20 protein-coding genes are annotated in these 21,329 nt (G+C 33.7%); 10 read left to right on the top strand and 10 right to left on the bottom strand.

Annotated features, from left to right (window positions below; translation table 11 throughout):
- Positions 1–334: 334 nt before the first annotated feature.
- Genes trpA through trpE form a run of 6 tightly spaced genes read right to left on the bottom strand, consistent with a single transcriptional unit; the run spans position 335 to position 6,284 of the window.
- A complete protein-coding gene (gene trpA / locus SLH48_RS06940; RefSeq protein ID WP_320257542.1) occupies positions 335–1,141 on the bottom strand; it encodes a tryptophan synthase subunit alpha in 807 nt (268 codons plus the stop codon).
- Positions 1,104–2,336 (bottom strand): tryptophan synthase subunit beta, encoded by a 1,233-nt coding sequence (gene trpB, locus SLH48_RS06935; RefSeq protein ID WP_320257541.1) that lies wholly within the window; start codon positions 2,334–2,336, stop codon positions 1,104–1,106. Before trpB ends, trpA begins: the two co-directional genes overlap by 38 nt.
- The gene (locus SLH48_RS06930) at positions 2,333–2,989 is read right to left on the bottom strand and encodes a phosphoribosylanthranilate isomerase (RefSeq protein ID WP_320257540.1); all 657 of its coding nucleotides are present in this window, start codon (positions 2,987–2,989) and stop codon (positions 2,333–2,335) included. Before SLH48_RS06930 ends, trpB begins: the two co-directional genes overlap by 4 nt.
- The gene (gene trpC / locus SLH48_RS06925) at positions 2,976–3,746 is read right to left on the bottom strand and encodes an indole-3-glycerol phosphate synthase TrpC (protein ID WP_320257539.1); all 771 of its coding nucleotides are present in this window, start codon (positions 3,744–3,746) and stop codon (positions 2,976–2,978) included. The genes SLH48_RS06930 and trpC overlap by 14 nt, the downstream gene beginning before the upstream one ends.
- Entirely contained in the window at positions 3,739–4,764 is a 1,026-nt protein-coding gene (gene trpD, locus SLH48_RS06920; RefSeq protein ID WP_320257538.1) for an anthranilate phosphoribosyltransferase, read from the bottom strand. The genes trpC and trpD overlap by 8 nt, the downstream gene beginning before the upstream one ends.
- Positions 4,761–6,284 (bottom strand): anthranilate synthase component I, encoded by a 1,524-nt coding sequence (gene trpE, locus SLH48_RS06915; RefSeq protein ID WP_320257537.1) that lies wholly within the window; start codon positions 6,282–6,284, stop codon positions 4,761–4,763. The genes trpD and trpE overlap by 4 nt, the downstream gene beginning before the upstream one ends.
- Positions 6,285–7,138: 854 nt before the next feature.
- On the opposite strand from trpE, the gene SLH48_RS06910 reads away from it, so the two are divergent.
- Positions 7,139–8,431: an MFS transporter gene (locus tag SLH48_RS06910; protein ID WP_320257585.1), complete on the top strand. Its 1,293-nt coding sequence runs from the start codon at positions 7,139–7,141 to the stop codon at positions 8,429–8,431.
- 606 nt (positions 8,432–9,037) lie between these two features.
- Here the strand turns inward: SLH48_RS06910 and SLH48_RS06905 are convergent.
- The gene (locus SLH48_RS06905; RefSeq protein WP_320257536.1) at positions 9,038–9,493 is read right to left on the bottom strand and encodes a GNAT family N-acetyltransferase; all 456 of its coding nucleotides are present in this window, start codon (positions 9,491–9,493) and stop codon (positions 9,038–9,040) included.
- A gap of 571 nt (positions 9,494–10,064) precedes the next feature.
- On the opposite strand from SLH48_RS06905, the gene SLH48_RS06900 reads away from it, so the two are divergent.
- Positions 10,065–10,940, top strand: coding sequence for a hypothetical protein (locus SLH48_RS06900; protein WP_320257535.1), 876 nt, complete (start codon positions 10,065–10,067; stop codon positions 10,938–10,940).
- A 332-nt stretch (positions 10,941–11,272) separates the two neighbouring features.
- On the opposite strand, the gene SLH48_RS06895 is transcribed toward SLH48_RS06900, so the two are convergent.
- Positions 11,273–11,863, bottom strand: coding sequence for an NAD(P)H-dependent oxidoreductase (locus tag SLH48_RS06895; protein WP_320257534.1), 591 nt, complete (start codon positions 11,861–11,863; stop codon positions 11,273–11,275).
- Positions 11,864–11,982: 119 nt separating this feature from the next.
- On the opposite strand from SLH48_RS06895, the gene SLH48_RS06890 reads away from it, so the two are divergent.
- The 3 genes from SLH48_RS06890 (at position 11,983) to SLH48_RS06880 (ending at position 14,313) form a co-directional block, all read left to right on the top strand.
- Entirely contained in the window at positions 11,983–12,414 is a 432-nt protein-coding gene (locus SLH48_RS06890) for a MarR family transcriptional regulator (RefSeq protein WP_320257533.1), read from the top strand.
- Between the two features lie 90 nt (positions 12,415–12,504).
- Complete coding sequence (gene coaW, locus SLH48_RS06885; RefSeq protein WP_320257532.1) at positions 12,505–13,323, top strand: type II pantothenate kinase; 819 nt, start codon at positions 12,505–12,507, stop codon at positions 13,321–13,323.
- A 165-nt stretch (positions 13,324–13,488) separates the two neighbouring features.
- Entirely contained in the window at positions 13,489–14,313 is an 825-nt protein-coding gene (locus SLH48_RS06880) for a hypothetical protein (protein WP_320257531.1), read from the top strand.
- Between the two features lie 671 nt (positions 14,314–14,984).
- Here the strand turns inward: SLH48_RS06880 and SLH48_RS06875 are convergent.
- Positions 14,985–15,575 (bottom strand): LysE family translocator, encoded by a 591-nt coding sequence (locus SLH48_RS06875; RefSeq protein WP_320257530.1) that lies wholly within the window; start codon positions 15,573–15,575, stop codon positions 14,985–14,987.
- 115 nt (positions 15,576–15,690) lie between these two features.
- Here SLH48_RS06875 and SLH48_RS06870 point away from each other — a divergent pair, with 115 nt between their 5' ends.
- The 5 genes from SLH48_RS06870 to SLH48_RS06850 all read left to right on the top strand — a co-directional run bounded on the left by SLH48_RS06870 (position 15,691) and on the right by SLH48_RS06850 (position 20,672).
- Complete coding sequence (locus tag SLH48_RS06870; protein WP_320257529.1) at positions 15,691–16,245, top strand: helix-turn-helix domain-containing protein; 555 nt, start codon at positions 15,691–15,693, stop codon at positions 16,243–16,245.
- A 131-nt stretch (positions 16,246–16,376) separates the two neighbouring features.
- Positions 16,377–16,940 (top strand): GNAT family N-acetyltransferase, encoded by a 564-nt coding sequence (locus SLH48_RS06865; RefSeq protein WP_320257528.1) that lies wholly within the window; start codon positions 16,377–16,379, stop codon positions 16,938–16,940.
- Between the two features lie 418 nt (positions 16,941–17,358).
- Positions 17,359–17,757, top strand: coding sequence for a GntR family transcriptional regulator (locus SLH48_RS06860; protein ID WP_214481972.1), 399 nt, complete (start codon positions 17,359–17,361; stop codon positions 17,755–17,757).
- A complete protein-coding gene (locus SLH48_RS06855; RefSeq protein WP_320257527.1) occupies positions 17,741–18,640 on the top strand; it encodes an ABC transporter ATP-binding protein in 900 nt (299 codons plus the stop codon). Before SLH48_RS06860 ends, SLH48_RS06855 begins: the two co-directional genes overlap by 17 nt.
- Positions 18,615–20,672 carry a DUF6449 domain-containing protein gene (locus SLH48_RS06850; protein WP_320257526.1) on the top strand — a complete coding sequence of 686 codons (2,058 nt, stop codon included), beginning with the start codon at positions 18,615–18,617 and terminating at the stop codon, positions 20,670–20,672. The genes SLH48_RS06855 and SLH48_RS06850 overlap by 26 nt, the downstream gene beginning before the upstream one ends.
- A 118-nt stretch (positions 20,673–20,790) precedes the next feature.
- Here SLH48_RS06850 and SLH48_RS06845 read toward each other — a convergent pair whose 3' ends face one another.
- Complete coding sequence (locus SLH48_RS06845; RefSeq protein WP_320257525.1) at positions 20,791–21,231, bottom strand: Dps family protein; 441 nt, start codon at positions 21,229–21,231, stop codon at positions 20,791–20,793.
- Positions 21,232–21,329: the final 98 nt, after the last annotated feature.

Below are 21,329 nucleotides of genomic sequence, written 5' to 3'. Positions count from 1 at the left end.
TATTTTTAGGGAAGTCATGGATACAACATTCTACCGTTACCCAAAGGATTTGGGTAACGGTAGAATTGCAGTCGTTTCCGCTTTAATTATTATCTAGCTCCGCCTCCTAGCCTCTCGAGGTCACTTCACCATTTCACCCAAAGGCAAAAAGCGCCTTCAGTTGAAATGGTTCCAGTGCTAGTCGAGGCTGACCAGTCGTTTCCGCTTTAATTATTATCTAGCTCCTGCGCCAATCTCCTCGAGTCACTTCACCCCCACACCCGAAGGTAAAAGGCACCTTCAAGTATGGGGGCTCCAGCGCTTGTCGGGGATAAACAAGGCGCATCCGCTTTTATTATTTACCTATCATTTTCATTATGTTATTTTTAAAAGCTTGCAATGCTTGTTGTCTAGTTTCTTGATTTAATAAGGCATTTTGCTGTGCTGCAATCAAGTTAATGATGGCACTTCCAATAATTACGCCGTCACAATGTTGCTGAAGCATTTTTACTTGTTCGTATGTCGATACACCGAAGCCAACAGCAACAGGTACTTTGCTATGCAGCTTAACATGTTCTAAAAAGCTTGAAATATCTGTATTCAATTCTTTTCTTGTCCCGGTTACACCTAACGAAGATACACAATATAAAAAGCCAGTTGCATTTTCTGCAATTTTTTGTACACGATCTTCTGAATTAGGAGCTACGAGTGATATAAATTCTATACCTTCTTTGTTACACCGGTCTCTCATTTGTTCACTTTCTTCAAATGGTAAATCAGGAATTAACAAGCCATCGACATCATTTTCCTTCATATGATTAAAAAATGCATCCTCACCTACTTGTAATACAGGATTATAATAAGTAAAGATAACTACAGGAATTGATACACCTTTCTTTCTCATCTCAGGTACAAGCTCGATAGCCTTTCTAAGTGTCATTTTATGCTGCAGAGCTCGGTTTGCAGCATCTTGGATAGTTGGTCCATCAGCTAATGGATCTGAGTATGGTACACCTAATTCAAGTATATCGGCACCGGCTTGTTGTAAATTAACAGCAAGGTCAATCGTTAGTTCAGGAGAAGGGTCACCCGCCATAATAAATGGGATGAATAAATCTTTTGTTTTAGTGAGCTTTGAACGAAATGGCTTTGTAGCTATCATGGTCATCTTCTCCTTTCAACTTATCTATTAATGTACTCATGTCCTTATCACCTCGCCCTGACAAACAAATAAGAATGGTTTCATCACTGGACATTTGTTTCGCTTCTTCGAATGCTTTTGCTAGTGCATGAGCACTTTCGATCGCAGGAATAATCCCTTCTTCTTGAGAAAGGAACAGTAGGGCATTTAATGCTTCGGCATCAGTGACATACTCATAACGAACACGTTTCGTTTGATGAAGATAAGCATGCTCTGGTCCAATACCTGGATAATCTAAACCAGCAGAAATGGAATAAGGTTCAATAATTTGACCGTCCTCATCTTGTATTAAATAGGTGAGTGATCCATGAATGACGCCAGGAGTACCCTTTGTTAGAGTTGCTGCATGTTCATCAGTATCGACACCAAGTCCGGCAGCTTCGACACCAATTAGCTCTACGTCATCTTCTAAAAATGGATAGAACATACCGATTGCATTACTACCACCACCAACACAGGCATATACCCGATTCGGTAAATGATTTTCCTTTAACAAAAATTGCTTTTTCGCTTCATCACCGATAATTCGTTGGAAATCTCTAACCATTTTTGGGTATGGATGAGGACCAACAACTGAGCCGATGATATAGAAATGATCATCGCAGTGGCTAACCCAATAACGTATCGCTTCGTTTGTGGCATCCTTTAATGTTTGGGATCCGCTTGAGACAGGAATGACCTCAGCACCTAATAACTGCATACGAAATACGTTCAATTTTTGCCTTCTAATATCTTCTTTACCCATAAAGACTTTACATTCTAATCCGAATTTAGCAGCAACAGTTGCTGTTGCAACTCCGTGTTGGCCTGCACCAGTTTCTGCTATAATTTTTGTTTTCCCCATCCTCTTAGCTAATAATGCCTGTCCGATTGCATTATTTAATTTATGTGCACCTGTATGATTCAAATCTTCACGTTTTAAATAAATTTTCGCACCACCGATTTTTTCAGTAAGCTGATCTGCATACGTTAGAGCAGTCGGTCGTCCGCTATATTCTTTCAAAATCTCTGTATACTGCTGTTTAAATTCAGGGTCACTCATTGCTTCTTGTAGTGCTTGTTCTAATTCTGCTAATGGTGCCATTAACGTTTCAGGTACGTATTTACCACCGAACTTACCGAAGCGTCCGTGTTGGTCAGGGACTGTCTGTTTCATCTCACATCTACCTCTCTATGAATTTCTTCTAATAAGCTTGTTATCTTCTCGTAATCTTTCTGATCTTGTGCTTCAATACCACTAGAAACATCAATTCCAAATGGCTCGTAATGAAGCAATTGTGCTACGTTCTGAGGAGTGATCCCTCCAGCTATAAAGCAAGGAACACCTTGCTGCTGTGCTTCTTTAAGATACGAAGGAACAGCTTCCCAATCGAAGCTTATACCAGACCCACCCCATGCACCTTGGACTTTACTATCAACGACATAGCCGTCAACGACGCCACTATATGTTTGCATAAGCTGTAACCCTTGACGTTGATGGTGAATGACTTTCCATATAGGTATGTCAACATGTTCACGTAAGGATAAGATATATGGTACAGTTTCAGTTCCATGCAATTGGATGACATCAAGGTTTACATTGTTGAGTACGTTCATGATTGTTGAAATATCTTCGTTCACAAAAACACCAACTAGTTGCTGTTTGTCTTGTAGAGGATATTTTTCAATCCACTCAGCTAGCTGAACAGGGTTAACTTGGCGTTTGCTCGCTGAGAAAATAATTCCTATATAGTCAGCGGTAGACGCAGTAGTAGTTTTTAAATCTACGAGTGAGCGATTACCACATAATTTCACCTTAGTTGTTTTCAACGTGTTCACTTCCCATTAACTGGCGTATTGCATGAACTAGGTCATCTTGACGCATTAATGCTTCACCTACTAACACTGCGTTCGCTCCACAATGTTTTAACATTTTAATATCCTCATTAGTGAAAATGCCACTTTCACTAACTAGTAGGCTGTCTTTCGGAACATCACTCACTAAATCAATTGTTTGATGGAGTGATGTTTCAAATGTTTTTAAATTTCTGTTGTTAATACCGATGATTTTTGGTGTGAATACTGATAATACATTGTCTAATGTTTCTTTCGAATGTACCTCGACTAATACATCGAGATCCGCTTCTTGAGCTTGTACGTATAACTCATGTAGGTGAACAGGAGATAGTGCCTCACCAATTAATAGGATGGCATCTGCTCCTAATCGTCTACTTTCTTCAACTTGAATTGAATCGATAATAAAATCTTTTCTTAGAGCGGGTATATTAACTATTTTTTTTATATCAGATAAATATGAATGGTGTCCTTGAAAAAATGGTTCATCCGTCAGTACAGAAATTGCGCTTGCTCCAGCTTGTTCATACGCTTTAGCAATAGTCGTTGGATGAAAATCTCCTCTAATGATCCCTTTGGAAGGAGATGCTTTTTTTACTTCCGCAATTAGTCCAAGTGGTAGAGTAGTGTTTTTCAATGCTTCATAAAATGAAAACTTTTCTACTTGTACTTCATCTCGAAGTTCTAACTTATTGATCTCTTCACGTTTTACTTCTAGAATCTTTTCAAGCATGGAGCTGCTCCTCCTTTAAATTTCTGATCGATTCGTAATATTTATGAACATCTCCACGATCAATGGCTTGTTTTACTTGATGAACCCCTTCAGCAATACTCGATACTTGTTCTGCTACATATAATCCGGCTCCAGCATTTAACAAAAAGATGTTCGTTGCACTTTCATTTGCTTTTCCAGTAAAAATTTGTTGAATCAATTTTGCACTTTCCTTAGGACTTGATATTTTTAGGTCTTCCATATTTCCTCTCGGTAAACCAGCATCTTCAGGAGAAAATACATAGCGAGATACTTTACCATCTTTCAGCTCGACGATATCAGTGTCTGCAGCAATTGATATTTCATCTAGGCCATCTTGTCCAGTAACGAATAATACATGTTTAGAGCCTAGTGCATGAAGAGTGTGTGCTAATTTTTCTGAATAACTAGTATCAAAAATCCCGATTAATTGATGCTTTGCGTTTGCAGGGTTTGAAATAGGCCCTAATAAATTAAATAATGTACGGAAGCCGATTTCTTTACGAACAGGCGCTGCATGTTTCATCGCAAAGTGATAGTTTGGAGCGAATAAAAACGTCATTCCTTTTTTTATTAAAGCGTCTTTTCCTTGCTCAGGTGTTGTTTCAATTTGAATATTTAATTCTTCAAGAACATCAGCGCTTCCACTTGAAGAGGATACATTCCTATTTCCGTGTTTAGCAACTTTCACACCTAATGATGCTAAGCATATGGCAACTGCAGTAGAAATATTAAAAGTAGAGTGGCCGTCACCACCCGTTCCACACGTATCAACGACAATTTCGTCATTATATTCGATCGTCTTCATATTGTGCCTCATCGCTTTTGCAAAACCAGTAATTTCATCTACAGTTTCACCTCTCAGGCGAAGAATAGTAAGTAAAGTAGCTAGCTGGCTATTTGTTAATTGTCCGGACATAATATCGTTCATCGTATGAAATGATTGCTGTTCTGACAAAGTGTTACCTTCAATTAATTGTTTTAACGTATCTTTTATCATTTTGTCATTCCTCCTTGTTGTGGTGCTTTTGCGAATAGTTTTTCGGCTGATTGAATCGTTCGTAATAAGGCACTGGCTTTGTTTACTGTTTCTTTCCATTCAAGTTCTGGTTTTGAATCAGCAACAATACCTGCGCCTGCTTGAACATAGGCCGTTTCATCTTGGAGAAATATCGTTCGAATCGTAATACATGAGTCTATATTGCCGTCATATCCAATATAAACAATGGCACCAGCATATAGGTTACGAGCGGTAGGTTCAAGCTCTTGTAATATTTGCATCGCTCTTATTTTAGGTGCACCTGATACTGTTCCAGCTGGAAATGAGGACACAAGTGCATCCAATGGTTGAACGTCATCACGTAACCTACCCGTAACTTTACTAATAATGTGCATGACGTGAGAAAAATGAGTGACAGTCTTTAGCACTGGTGTATCAACTGAGCCGAAATTTGCAACACGCCCAATATCATTTCTTGCAAGATCTACTAACATATAATGTTCTGCAATTTCTTTTTCATCTGCTAATAATTCTTGCTCAAGTGCTTTGTCCTCTTCTTTCGTTCGACCCCGACGACGGGTGCCGGCAATCGGGTGAATTTCTAAGTGTCCGTTCTCAATTTGTATGAGCCTCTCAGGTGAGCTACCAATGATCTCAAAGCCATCCATTTGAAAGTAAAATAGATAAGGCGAGGGGTTCACCTTGCGTAATACACGATATAATTCAAAACCGCTCACATTCACTTTTTTATGAAAACGTTGAGATAACACACCTTGAAAAATATCACCGTCTAAAATATACTCTTTTATTTTGTTTACATGTTCCTTGAACTTTTCTTTTGAATAATTACTATCAATACCTTCAAGATCAACTTCAGTGTTTTGCTCAATAGGCATCATTAGATCAGAAAATGTAGTGGACTGTTTAATTTGTTCAAGTAATGAGTCTATTTTTGTTACAGCACCGTTATAGAGTGAAGTTTTTTCATCATCGGTTTCATCACCGTTTAATCGTACAAAGTGTAGCAAAGCAACTTCTTTTTTCTCATGATCGAAAGCAATAATTGTTTCACAAAAAAGAAATTGATAGCGTGCAACACGTATATCTGGATTGTTGGGTTCAGGGACTTTTTCAAAATCCGATATGGCGTCATATGAAATATATCCTACGCCACCACCTTTAAATGGGAAATTCACTTCAGGAATCTTTACAGCTAAATTATTTAATACATCATTTAAAGCATCTTTAAAACTGGGAGCTTCAGCTACACTATCATTTGTGTAATCGTAAATTTGAAACGTGCGCTGCTCTTCTTTAATTTTTATAAATGGGTTTAAGCCGATAAATGAATATCTTGACCATGGAGAAGAAGGGTCATGACTTTCTAAAATATAAGTTGCTTGATCTCGTAACGTTTGAAATAATTGGACCGCTGTTAATGTATCTGATAAGAAACTATAAGTTAATGGGATTGTACGGTATTGATCCGTATCTTGAATAAATTGTTGTAGAGTTTCCATTGTTCACTTCTCCTTTAATTAATAATGGAGAATGAAATGGTTGAGGAAAGTGAATAAATATTGAAGAAAAAAAGATGCATCTAAATAAAGTAGCACGCATTTAGCATGTACTTTTAACGACATTACAACTATACTCGCCTCAACTAATCATACTCATTCTCAACTAAACTTAAAATGTATCGTTTATCTTTAAAGGAATAAACAAAACTTGTCAGCTTTTGGTGTGACTAAGTTTCTCCTTTTATACTGCAATATGGGTTGATCAAAAAATTGATCAATTTTCATAACTCTCTCATCTAAGCTTGTTTGTAAGTTTAATATATGTTGTCGTAACTGTCAATGGTGTATTCTTCAAGATCACAATTAATAACATTCAATAATCTCACACTGTAATAAAATAGACAAATACGGCTGTTGACAAATTTATGCAAGACGTGATAGTCTGTTAAAGACTTATAAAAGAAGGAGGTTACGTTATTATGTTAAACATCAATCAGTTCTTATCAACTATTACAAATATACATTACGTGACCTCAGCGGTTATTCATTAACGATTTATTTAAATTGTAAATGTATAACGCAGTTCACGTATATATCGTGGGCTGCGTTATTTTATTGGAGGAATAGAAGGGGCACAAAAGTGTTTTCTCTATAATGTGAAATCCAAAAAGCGTATCGTATGCCTACGGTCGCTTTTTTTTTTCGTGAAAATTTACTAAGTTTATCAAATCATACTATTTGTAGGGGGCTTGAATATGGAGAAATGTAATACAACCTGTAATAAAACAAAAGAGAATGAGAATATGGATAGCGGTTAGAAAATAAAGGAAAATTGGAGAAATGTGGTGTATCAAATGAAGTGGAAAGATTGGGATCGTAATTTAAAGGTCCGTTTGTTTGGAGAAGGAGTTATAAATATATTATTTTGGATGTATTTCCCATTTATGGCGATCTACTTTGCAGATCATTTTGGTAAGGGAACTGCGGGATTGTTATTAATATTATCTCAATGTGCTGGGGTAATTGCTAATTTGTTCGGAGGATATTGTGCTGACCGTTTTGGCCGCAAAAAAATGATGGTATATTCTTATATTGGAACGGCATTTTCGTTTATACTGTTTGCTGCTGCTAACTCACCATGGTACGAATCACCTGTATTATCATTTATAGCATTTTCATTATTAGGAATATGGGGTTCTCTTTATTGGCCAGCGAGTCATGCAATGGTTGCGGATGTGGTTCCAGAAAAAGATAGAAACAATGTATTTGCAATTTTTTACATGATGATAAATATAGCTGTAGTTGTCGGACCAATACTTGGAGGGATATTCTTTTTCAAATATCGCTTTGAGTTGCTTGTTATGGCATTTGTAACGAGTGTGATATTTTCAATTGTGTTACAAATATATGTACGAGAAACAGCACCGAAATTTGAACAGACGAAGCAAGTGGATGGAGATAAGAAATGGTACTCATTTGTAATGGAACAAATGAGAAATTACCGGGTAATTGTGACTGATAAAGTGTTCTTTATCTTTATTATTGCAGGTATATTAGTTGCACAAACATTTATGCAAATGGACTTAATGTTAGCTGTATATATGGCTGAAATTGTACCAGTTCAAACAATACTCTCTTTTAATGAATGGACATTGAAAGCTTCTGGTGAACAAGCGTTTAGTTGGGTGATTGCGGAAAACGGTTTGTTAGTTGCTTTATTCACTGTTCTTGCTACAAAGGTATCAAACAAATTTAATGAGCGGAACGTGTTTATGATGTCGGCATTGACTTACGGTGTAGCAATTATACTGTTCGGTAGTACTGTAAACATTTGGGGCTTATTTTTTGCTATGTTTATATTTACAGCCGCAGAATTAATGGCTGTTGGCATACAGGAAGGGTATGTTGCTAAGCTCGCACCTGAAAATATGAGGGGACAATATTATGCTGCAGCTAGCTTAAGATTTACGATAGGTCGTACAATTGCTCCAATATCTATTCCTTTAACGATATGGATCGGTTTTACTAATACGTTTTATGTCATCGGCTTACTAGCTTTCGTTAGTGCGGGACTATATTATGTGATGGGTTATTTAATGGAGCAGCAGACTAAATCGTCAAAAGGTATGAATAAAAAACTAGTATAAGATATTGTTATGTAAGCTTTTTAGGGATTATATATGGCTTGGCATTTTTTAAACAAGCTTTTGTGTGTCTTTTCTAATTTAAAGAGATGTTAATACGGTTTAAATTTTATTGATAGCAACAAGTTTATGAAAAGAGCCATAATTTATAACAATAGGCTATCTCATGAAGTCGTAAATAAGACTTAGAGATAGCCCATTGTTGTTGTAGATTTGAAAAAAGTCACCTGGGTTATAAAAAACTTTGAAAATGGTTATATAAAAGGGTGTTGTCATAACGGTGCATGAATACCTTTTTAATGACAAAAAGCTGTGCTGTTAAACGTTTATTAGAAAAAAAATATTAAGCTGCATGATGAATTTGAGATTAAACAATTGCAATATTTTATATTGAAGTTAGGGATATTGCACTTAATCCTAAAGGTAGATAGAGATGAAAGATTAAATAAATTGTATTTTAGAATTGCAAGAACGTCTATAAAATAGGTATTTATTAATTATTCAAAATAAAAGAGAGTTATTTGTATGAAACCAACTTGTTCTATTTTTGATATACTTGTAACCTATTGTTCATGTAGTTAACGAATAAATCTCCCTCATTGACTAAACTCATAATTCTTTTGTCATAAATACACTATATGGATCCTCTTCGTAATCTGAAAATGGCTTGCAATATTCAAATCCATAATTTTTATAGAGTTTACGAGCAGCTTCAAAAGCTTCCATAGCACCGGTTCCTAAACTTAGCCGTGTATAGCCTCGTTTCTTAGCTTCTTCAATTATATGTTCAAGGATTTGCTTGGCAACTCCTTTACGTAAATGTGAAGGAACTGTTTTCATAGATTTTAATTCCCCGTGCTGAGAGTCAAGTTCTATAAGTGCTCCACAACCAACTAATTCATTTTGCTCCCATGCACTCCAAAATGTAATTTCAGGTTTCTTTAAATCTTCTATATTAAAACCATAATTAATATCGTCTGGATAATGAATCCCCATGTTATGGACATGTTCCTCTATTAATGAAGTTATTTCAGTGCCTGTTAAGTCATCAAGTTTAATATCCAAAAAATCACTCCTCAGCATATCATATCGTGGTATTAAAAAAGAATTATACATGTGTAAACATAAGATTGTAAACAAACACAGTAGAAATTTATTCCTCTATTAGAAGCCACATATAATTATAGACTTCTTATTAAATCGGCTTAAATACGTTAGGTGTTCCAGCCTTGTTTTAAAAATAAGATTAATGGAGATTAGTAAATAGTAAAAACGCTTAAACTATCTCTAACCATATAAGTACAAGTAATCGCAGAAAGGAAGGACATTCATACTATTTGTCGAAAAAGGTGAATGTGTATATTGAAAGACCAGTGGTAGATGAAACTGGAATATTAGTACCAAGTTAAAATATGTTTTTACCTCTGACAAATAATAACTGATATGTAATTCACCTTTTGACAGACACTTAAAAGCATACGTTTCACTTTTTCGTTTGTTGGTAGCATTTAATTATGTTGTATGAACTTAAACAGGTAGAGATCATTTTCAGGGTATTAAAGAGAGTATGTATTTTAATAGAAAGAAAGCAAGTTATTAATCGCTAAATTAAGAATTTTTTAAAGAGGACTAAAGAATGAAAAATATAAAAGATATTATTGATTTTTTGAGATGCCAAAAAATAATTGAAGATGGAATAGAATATATAGGAATTAATAGTGGAACTACTAATGCAGTTTTATACATTTTATATCTTAACAAGAAACCGAAATATGTGGTAAAAATAGATAAACCTTATCTTATCTCTTCAACAGTGGAATTTCTCCAAATTTATAAAGAGGTTAGACTGTTACCGGATGTTGTTTATAAAGATGTGAATAAAGGTTTTGCAATATATTCTTATATACCAGGAGAAACCCATAATTATCTGAGTTGTTCAAAATTAGAATGGATGGCAATTTTAATTAAAGAGTTATTTAATAAATACCGAAGGGTAGAAAGAAGAGTTAAGTGGGGGCGAATACACGGAATATCAAGAGATTCTTGGTCAGAATTTAATATAAAGAGCTTAGAAATGGCTCAATCAAACATAGGTGTTTTATTACCATATGAAGAACATAAAAGGGTAGAAATATTAGTTGATAAGTTAAAAACATACGAAAACCCAGAGGAAAAGTATTATCTTCACGGTGATACAGGAGTTCATAATTTTGTATACGACAGAAGTGAATTACAAGGTGTTATTGATCCATCACCTTTAATTGGACCAAAGATTTACGATTTCACATATGCTTTTTGCTCTTCTCCAGATAGCTTAAATTTGAGCACGCTACTATCGTCATTTGCATTAATGACTCAAGACACTCCTATCACGAAAGAAAGGCTTATTGATGAATTTATTTTTCAGTTATATACACGAATTGGAGTATGTATAAAAGTTCACGCTCATGATTTAAGTGGTTATATCGAAGCGTGGGATAAATTGAAGAAATATCTTCCTGACATTCAATGAGCAATAGCTTTTCAATTTGAAAGGTAGTATCTTTTCATTCAATAACCAAAGACTATAGTTACAGTAGTGATTTTCCATAAAATGACTTGAAAAAGTAGGGTTATCCTAACCTTAAGAATAAAATCTATTAAAAATGGGTCAACCAGGTAGCTGGTTGGCCTCATAATACAGGATGGTGCAATAGTCTAATGTTCTACATCATGCCAAGTAGACCGAAAATAAATTAGAAGTGACTAAAAGAACGTTATTTTGATAAAAGTTTTCAGAGTTGACTTTGTATGACCGTAACACACTAGTTAGTTTATTCCTTTATCATCTAACTGTAACAATTCCTAATTAGATACTTTTTGAAAGTAGTGATACGTTTTATTTAACTTTTGTGATTGTTTACCTTTTTGACTTTCCATATTACCAAATTCAAAGAATTTTACTTTTTTGACGCCTACAAAATTCATTATTGCTTTCTTCATTAATACTTTATGAACATTATTTAAGAAAATAAGTGGATAATTCGTAGGGCCCTTCATTGTAGAAACACAGACTACTGATTTTCCTTTTAAAAGCCCTTCAGCCATCCCTAGTCTTCCCTTGTTTTTATAAGCAAAATTAGAAGCAAACACTCGATCAATAAATCCTAAGAGCATTGCAGGAGGCCTTCCCCACCAAATTGGATAAACAAAAACAATTTTATCTGCCCACAATATTTGTTTTCTATACTTTTCTAGATCAGCATCAGTATGCATATCTCTCCTTAATTTATCTTCATTAAATATAAGCTGAGGACTAAACTTTTCTTCATATAAATCTATTACTTTTAAATCAGTAACATGTGGATTCTCTTTACTTCCTTCTATAATTTTTTGCAAAAATGCATAGGATAGGCTGTTATGATTTGGGTGTGTATAAATAATAAGAGTGTTCATCCTTTCACCTCATTTATTTATCATTTGATAAATAAAATATAACCTAAGTTATTTTAGTTGTCAATTGATAATTTTATTTTGATATCTATTTTGATATCTTATTATTAGAGGTGAAAATAATGGACAACATAACTCTTTTTAATAAATTGATTAAATTTACTGATTCAGTATATAGCGTTACTTACGAACTCTCGAAAGATGAAAAGCCACAAAATATTACATCTGTACAATATGATATGCTTGTTTTAATAGCATTAAAAAAGCAAACTAGCCCCAGCCAAATTAGCGATTGTCTTCATATATCAATGCCAAATGTTAGCCGTGAACTAAAAAGGTTAGGGGAACACAATTTAATAAAAAGTAGTTCGGATGTAGAGGATCGAAGAAAAAAGTACATTTCTCTCTCTAAGGATGGAGAGTTATTAATTGAAGAAATTTATAATCGCATCTTGATCAAGTTCAATAACAGAATTAAGAATCCTTCTAAAAAAGAATTAGAAGAAATTGATCGTGCTGTTGATGTGCTACAAAAATACGTTTATTTTGACTAACCAAACAGGTTTATGTTTTGAAAAGAATATAGATAATAATCATTCACAAACTGTGTTTTATAAATATTTATCAAATAGAGAGGGTAAGGAATGAATCACTCAAAGATAGGTATTGATGCTGGGGGCACACTCGTTAAAGTTGCGTACTCAAATAAAGATTTAATTAAATATAAATTATTCTCATCTCATAAACTAGATGAGGTTGTTACATGGATTCGATCTTCTTTTCATCACCCGAAAATTTGTCTAACTGGTGGTAAACAACAAGTTCTTGCTAATAAGTTAGAATTACCTACAAGATCTATCTTAGAATTTGATGCTACATGCAAGGGAGTAGCATTTATTTTAAAACAGCACCAACTTTTTCTAGGAGACAGTTATATTTTAGCGAATATTGGAACTGGAACGTCCATACATATTGTGAAAAACGGTGAACAACAACGAATTGGTGGAACTGGTGTTGGTGGAGGAACATTGATGGGTTTGTCTTATTTATATTCTGGAAAAAAAGATTTTACTGAGATCATTCAAATATCAAGGGATGGTAATAGAGGGAATGTTGACTTAAAAGTAAATGATATTTTTGAAGGGATTGTTCCTCCGATTTCAGGAGATCTTACAGCAAGTAATTTTGGAAACATAGGTAAACTTTCCAAAGAATTTCCTTCACAATCTGACATAATCGTTTCCATAATTGGACTTATAGGAGAAACAGTTGTCACCATTTGCGAGCAGGCTGCAAATCGTTTTGATTCACAATCAATCGTATATATTGGTTCAACTTTCCGTTCCAATCCAATCTTAAAGAATATAATTAGAGAATATACCGAAATGAGAAAAAAGAAACCCTTATTTTTGGAAGAAGGTGAATTTAGTGGAGCTGTAGGTGCTTTAATAAGTTTACAATAAAGCTATAATGAAGTTGTGGTAAATTTGAGCAGGACCACACAACGAAAGCATTTTTAATGGCTCTTTTCGCATAGGTTGTTGATTTTAATTATGACAAAGAGTAGTTACTTTTTATGTTAATATATATAAAGTTAAATGAGTTATATATGGTAAGGAGGAAAGATTTTGAATAACTACATTTGTGAAACTTGTGGAGTTCAATATACAGGTTCTATACAAGAACCAAAAGAATGCAAAATTTGCAAGGAAGAAAGACAATATGTTAGTTCTAAAGGGCAATCATGGACCACATTAGAAAAAATGATTGAAAGTAATACATATAAAACTATTGTTGGTATAGAAGAAGACAATCTTTATAGTATTAATACAAATCCAAGATTCGGGATTGGACAAACAGCCTATTTAATAAAGAATGATGAATTTAATTTATTGTGGGATTGCATTACATATTTTGACCAAAATACCATTAAAACGATTAATGAACTTGGTGGACTCGATGCAATTGCATTATCGCACCCTCATTATTATTCTACTCAAGTAGAATGGGCGGAAACTTTCGATGTTCCAATTTATATACACGAAGATGATAGAGAGTGGGTGACAAGAACAAGTGAAAAAATAGTTTTCTGGTCAAGTGAAGCCCTCGAGTTAAGTAAAGGTCTCATCCTTCAGAGGATAGGCGGACATTTTAAAGGTGGTACCGTTCTAGAATGGAGAAATGGCAATAGACAAAACGGCATTCTACTTTGTGGAGATATTATTCGTGTGGTAGCTGACCGAGATTGGGTAAGTTTTATGTACAGCTATCCTAACTTCATTCCATTACCAAGTGTGACAGTTGAGAGGCTCTCTAAAAGGATGAATGAATTAAAGTTTACTCGCTTATATGATGCATTTCATCGTGTATTAAGAGAAGATGCAGCTCAACGTGTACAGGACTCAGCAAAAAGGTATGTTGAAGCTATAAATGGAGATTTGTTTAATACATAAAGCTTTATTTAATGATAATATGTTTTGAAATAATACAGCCGTTTCATACTAGGATGTTGTTTTTTTACCTCAATCATAAGCTTCACAGTTATACTATTGTATTTTTGTAAGAATTGAGAAGCATATGAAATGTATCTGTTCTTTTTCCCAAATTTCTTATGCTGTGCTGAAGGAAACTAAATTAGAATGAATTGTTTCAATACATTTATTTATAATTCGTTTTTAAAAATAAAATATGAATTTAGTAGAAATTGAGAAAATTATCTAAATTACAATGGTACTACCCAATTAACGGAATTCATCAGTCAATCATATGTAGGTGCTGTTAGGGCTAAAGAAACAATAGAAAAAGGAGTAAAAGAAATACAGCAAAATATCTTATGAAAGTATGAGGCTTCATAAGCATATTTTTATGGATTGTAATTACTTTTATAATCCTTACTCAAACTTTAAGAAGAGGACTAGTTAAAAGTTCTCTTTTTAATTGTATGAGATGTAATAATAATATGTTAACTAGTGTTATCGATTAAACGAATTTTTGGGTGCAAAATCGCAAGAATAATAACATGCCAGCTCAATACCCAATATGTAACATACAAGTGTGAACTAGCTGGTTTTCAATGTAGTAAATGTTTAAGAGTTTAATAAATTCTGTAGTCTTGCTAATATCCTCAATGGATAATAATGGAGATGGCACTATAAACCAATAATAAAGCCATAATAATGTTAAATAGACTCCTATATTTATCTAAAAACTTCTGAAAGATAGTCCCGAATAAACTCCAGCTACATGAACTTACAATACCAACAAATCCTAAAAATAAGGCATAAATAAAGTAAATAATGTATGAATTGTAATAAGGATGAATAAATGAAGACACTACTGTAACTCCATATAGAATCCCTTTTGGATTTATAAACTGAACTAAGAAACCAATGACAAATAGATTCTTTTTTTCATTACTATTATTCTTTTTATCATCCGTTCCATTGTCTTTAATAGTTTTAAATGCTAGATATAACATGTAACTGACACCCAATATGGTTAAGGGTGTTTTAATGCTGGGCATAATTTTTATAAGCAAGTGGTTAAAAATACTGCATAGTAATATAAGTGTAAAAAAACCTAAACCAACCCCTATACAAAATTTGAGTGTTTTCTTTAGTCCATATTTAGTGGCAAATGTCATAGCCATAAAATTATTGGGTCCTGGTGTGAAGCTACTGATCAAAACAAACAAAAGAAATGGTAATAAAGGCATAAGTAGGATCCCCCCCTAAATGTATGTTATAGTGTATTAAAGTACAATATACTATACTTATATGTTATATTATACAAAATGTGCGTTATAATGTAAATTTTAATGAGGTGATGTAATGGAAGAGATTCAGAAAATATTAGGCAAAAATCTGAAGGCCATACGAGAAAAGCAAAAACTAAGCTTAGAAAAGGCTTCTGACCTAAGTGGTGTCAGTAAAGCCATGATTGGTCAAATTGAAAGAGGAGAATCAAGTCCAACGATAACCACCATTTGGAAAATTGCGAATGGGTTAAAAGTTTCTTTTACATCACTAATAAATGTTCCTGAACCTGAAGCTAAAATTGTTTTACGAAGTGAGGTCCAAGCTGTATCAGACGATAATGGAAGGTACAGAGTTTTTCCTACATTTCCATTTTCAGAAGATAAGCAGTTTGAATTATACTCAATTGAAATAGAACCAGAGGGGAAATTAGATTCTCGTGGACACAAGGATGGAAGCGAGGAATATATTACTGTTTTTGACGGAGAAGTCCTTGTAAGCATAAATGGGGCAAACTATAAATTGAAAAATGGTGATTCAATTAAATTTAAGGCTGATAGACCACATTCATATTACAACACAGGGGATATTTTAGCTCGATTAAGTATGACAATTTACTACCCAGAATAATAAAAGGCTGGCTCTGATTCAGAAGGATGAAGTCGTTTTGGAATTTTTTTTGATACTTTTTCTATTTTTTTTACGTATTTGAGTTATTGAAATTAAGCAATATAGTAGGTTAGTTAAGGGGTGATTTTGTAGTGCTTAATATTGAGATAAGAAGACCACGAAGTGGGGATAAAATCGAGCTAAATCAATTTTTTAGTACAGTCATTAAGGATACCTATGCAAGAGAAGGTTTATCGGAACTGTTTGATGAGATAGAGAATGAAATTGAAAACAAGAAACAATACTTGAAATGTGACTTTGATAGCAATGGGAGGAATCGATATTTTTTAATAGCTTCAGATAAAAATGATAATAAAATTATCGGTACAATTGAATATGGTCCAGCTAGTGAACTGATTAATAGTTGCACGGGTAGTATATTGAAAGAGTTGTATGAGGTAGGTACTGTATTTGTACATCCAGATTTTCAACATCGAGGTATTGGGACTTTACTATTAAATGTGATGTTTTTGACCTTACTAAATAGAGGAATAAAGGAATTTTGTCTGGATAGTGGATATACAAATGCACAAAAGGTATGGAAGAAAAAATTTGGAGAGCCTGATTATTTAATGAAGGACTATTGGGGTGAAGGGTTTGATCACATGATTTGGAGGAGATGGACTAATGATATACCCATTATATTTAATAGCTGATTTCAGTTTACTTTGAAAATTCTTCTTATAATTAGTTAGGTGAGGTTTTTAAACAATAATTGGAGTACATTTTTTACGTTTAGAAGTAAAGTGATCAAGTTCCAAAGGGAATGAAATTAAGTAATTCCTTTTTGAACAATTAAAATTTTTTAGAAGAAGAAGCCGTTTTGATAAAATGGCTTCTTTTTATTAGTAATCATGGAGTTTTGAAGCCTTTTGATCAAACTTTTTACTAAAGCTACAACAGGTTCGGATTAGTAAAACTAATTTAGCACAATAGGACACCCCCTATTAGTGATATTCACTCATCCAGACTCGTAAAAAACAGCTAAGTTTGTCCTTTACAAATGGAATTCAGTTTTATATAATCATTCTGTATTATAGGTTGTAATACAGATGGTACAGGGGGAGGGAAGCAATGTTTAATTTGGATCTCCGAAGTAGACAGCCAATTTATGAGCAATTAGTTGATAATATCAAACAATTGATTATTAACGAAGTGCTTAAGCCCGATGAGCAACTGCCATCCGTTCGGGCATTAGCAAAACAATTAACGATTAATCCTAATACGATTCAAAAAGCGTATCGTGAACTTGAACATCAGGGATATATTTATTCTGTGAAAGGAAGAGGTAGCTTCGTTACACCATCGCCACAACTCCCTAATCAAGAGAAGCTCGAAAAGATGATGGAAGAAATCAAGAAATTACTATTAGAAGCGTTTTATTTAGGTATGACAAAAGAGCAAAGTATACAGCTAATTAATGAAGTAGAAAAAGTGGTCAAAGGAGGAGAACGCTATGATACAACTAAATAATGTTAGTAAACATTTTGATGGTCAAAAAGCGTTGAACTCTGTCAATCTACAAATTAATAAAGGGTCGATATTTGGACTACTAGGATCTAATGGTGCTGGGAAGACAACTCTATTGAAATTGCTTGCAGGGATTTATAAACAGCATAGTGGAGAAGTGCTAATTAATGATGAACAAGTTTTTGAAAACGAACGGTTAAAGCAAAACATCATTTTTATTCCAGATGTTGTCTACTTTTTCTCGCATTATTCAATTCTGCAAATGGCGAAATACTATAAAAGTATATATCATTCATGGAATGAAGAAAGATTTAAAGAACTTCAACGTATATTTGGGCTTGATCCTCGAAATAAAATACATCGCTTTTCTAAAGGGATGCAACGTCAAGTTGCTTTTTGGTTAGCATTATCAACAATGCCTGACGTATTAATCTTGGACGAACCGCTTGATGGGCTTGACCCAGTTATGCGGAAAAGGATAAAAGACTTGTTAATTCAAGATGTTGCGGAAAGGGAGATGACGGTTTTAATCTCTTCTCATAATCTCCAAGAAGTAGAAGGGATCTGTGATCAAATTGGTATTTTACATGAAGGACAACTCATCATGCAAAAGGAAATTGATGCGATAAAATCAGATGTACACAAAATACAAATTGCATTTAGTAATAATATCCCTATGGATTTGTTCAACGAGGTAGATATGTTATTTAAAGAAGAACGCGGCAGTGTTATTATTTGTATCGTTAGAGGGCATGAACAGGATATAAGAACAAGTTTCCTACGATATCAACCTGTTATATTTGATGTTTTACCACTCACGTTGGAAGAGATATTTATTTATGAAATGGGGGATGTAGGCTATGCGATCGATGACATCCTGGTTTAAAGGAGGCATCTTCGTTCAAGATGTGAGAAGTGTGCTATGGGTCGGCGCAATCTATTTTATGTTATTACTGCTTACTGTCCCATTATCTATTATTGATTTTCATAATGAGTTAAATAAGGGTTTTATTAATCAGGATTTTGATCTCTTTTCAGATGTGCAATATATAATTATTATTACTGTGCCAGTTGTTCTAGCAATCTTATTATTCCGTTATTTACAAACGAAAAGGTCTGTTGATTTTATTCATAGCATGCCGATAAAACGTACAACGATTTTTCACCATCATATGATATTTGGTGCAATCAATCTTGTATTACCAGTTATCCTTACTGCTTGCATCGCAGTAGTCTTAAGGTCAACTTTGCAGCTGGATGCATATATATCACTTATTGATATATTCAGTTGGTCAGGAAGCATTGTTTTATTTACATTGTTTATCTTTATTATAAGTGTATTTGTGGGGATGTTTACAGGGCTGTCTGTAGCCCATGGGATTTTAACATATATTTTCTTGTTGTTTCCATATGGGATAACGGTTTTAATATCGATGAATCTTGGTGTTTTACTATATGGATTTAACTATGAATATTATTTGAATGTTGGAATTGAAAAGCTATCTCCCCTCACAAGCTGGTATAATAGATTTTTTGGATACAGCAATGAACCTGTAGAGTTATTTACTTACACAGAAGTAACCGGGTATGTCATTGTAATGGCTTTTATTTATCTATTCTCAATATTGATTTATAAGAAGAGAGGGTCAGAAACTGCTACCCAAGCTGTAACCTTTAGCATTTTACAGCCTGTATTCAAATATGGGGTAACCTTTTGTACGATGCTTGTGGGTGGTGTCTACCTTTGGACATACCAACAAAGTTTTTCTTGGACAATCACAGGGTATGTTATAGGTTCGATAATCGGGTATTGTGTGGCTGAAATGACTTTACAAAAAACATGGAGAATCGTTCCCATTAATAAAGGTTATGCTGTGTTTACGGCAACGATGGTTTTGCTCATTACTGTAATCAATTTTGATATCATTGGCTTTGAAGAAAAAATGCCAAACATTAATGAAATTGAAAAGGTTTATTTTGACAATGGTATATATTCTTATTTGAACGACGATGAAGACATTAAACGCTTTGAATATGCTGAAAGTAATAATATCGTAAACGTATATAACTTTCACCAACAACTAATAAAGGATAATGGGAAAAATAACAACAAAGAAGTAATAAATATGCATGTTGTTTATGAACTAACGAACGGTAAGAAGTTTATAAGATCTTATGACATCCCAATAGATGGTACGTATGAGGTGTTTTTTAAACCAATTTATGAATCAACTGAACATAAGAAAAACAAGGAAAATGAAATATTTGCAATAAATGCTAAACATATTGAAAATATCAAAATCTCTCATGGTGATAGATTTGGTAAAGAAAAAGTGATAGACGATACAGTGAAGTTAGAGGAATTGTTAGAGTTAATACGTGAAGATATAATAGATCAATCATATGAGGACATGATGGATGGTAAAGGTAATGGTGGACGAGTAACTATTAGGTTAGGTAATAACTCACCATTGTTTGTGAATCGTGGACGAGGAATGGAAAGAGAAACATCGTTTCATGTTAATTGGGACTTTTCATACGAAAAACTAGTTTCATGGTTAGAACAAAATGATTATATGCAATACGCAACATTTCTTCCAGCAGAGATTTCAACTATGAAGGTTATTGAATTGAAGAATGATGAGAAAAAATTGGTAAAGGATAGAAGTTGGCGTGATACCGATAATATAAAAGCTTTATTTGAGGGTCCATCAAGAAAAATGCTCAAAGTCTCAAATGATCAGCAAGTATTAGATAGTTTACGTAGTTATCAGAGGCTCTATAGCTATTCTGAAAGAAACATTGATGTAAAATATATCGTGTATTTTCAATCAATATATGGTGATTATTCTTTTATAGGTAGTTATAGTGATGCAAATGTACCAGACTATATCGCTGGTTATTTCAATAATAATTAAAATGTTTTTTTAGGCTACCAACCCTATTAAATAGAAAAAATAGCACCTGTTCATGGTGCTATTTTTTATTCTATAAAATGTTCATTATTATTTGATCTTAGTGAACACTCGACTTATCTTATTTTAAGTATGCGTTTAACATCCACACATGCTTTTCTAATGAGTTTTTAATGCCGATAAACATATCCGCAGTAGGTTGGTCATTAGCATCTTCTGCTTGTTCAATTAATAGTTTGGATTCGTGGATCACTTTAAAAAAGTCTTCGGCAATGGCTCCAACCATATCTTTTGGTGTTTCTTTGTTCGTTGCTTCTTCGATTGAAGTGTGTTTTAAATAGTCAGCTAACGATGCAATAGGTTGTCCTTCGATAGTTAGAATTCTTTCAGCGATTTCATCAATATAAGTAGCTGCCTCGTCGTAAAATTCCTCAAACTTAGCATGTAGAGTAAAGAAATCAGCTCCAGTAACATACCAATGGTAATTATGAAGCTTCGTATACAATACGTTCCAGTTTGCTAGTTGTTGGTTAAGGGATTGAATAAGTGTAGTGTTTGTCATAAATGAATCCTCCTAAATTAGAATAATTATATTATATTACAGATTATAATAATTATCAATAAGAATTAATTACAATATAAAAATTTTAATAAATTAAA

The organism is Cytobacillus sp. IB215316, from assembly GCF_033963865.1.
GTDB lineage: Bacteria > Bacillota > Bacilli > Bacillales > SM2101 > Nanhaiella > Nanhaiella sioensis.
This window is presented reverse-complemented; position numbering and strand designations above follow the sequence as displayed.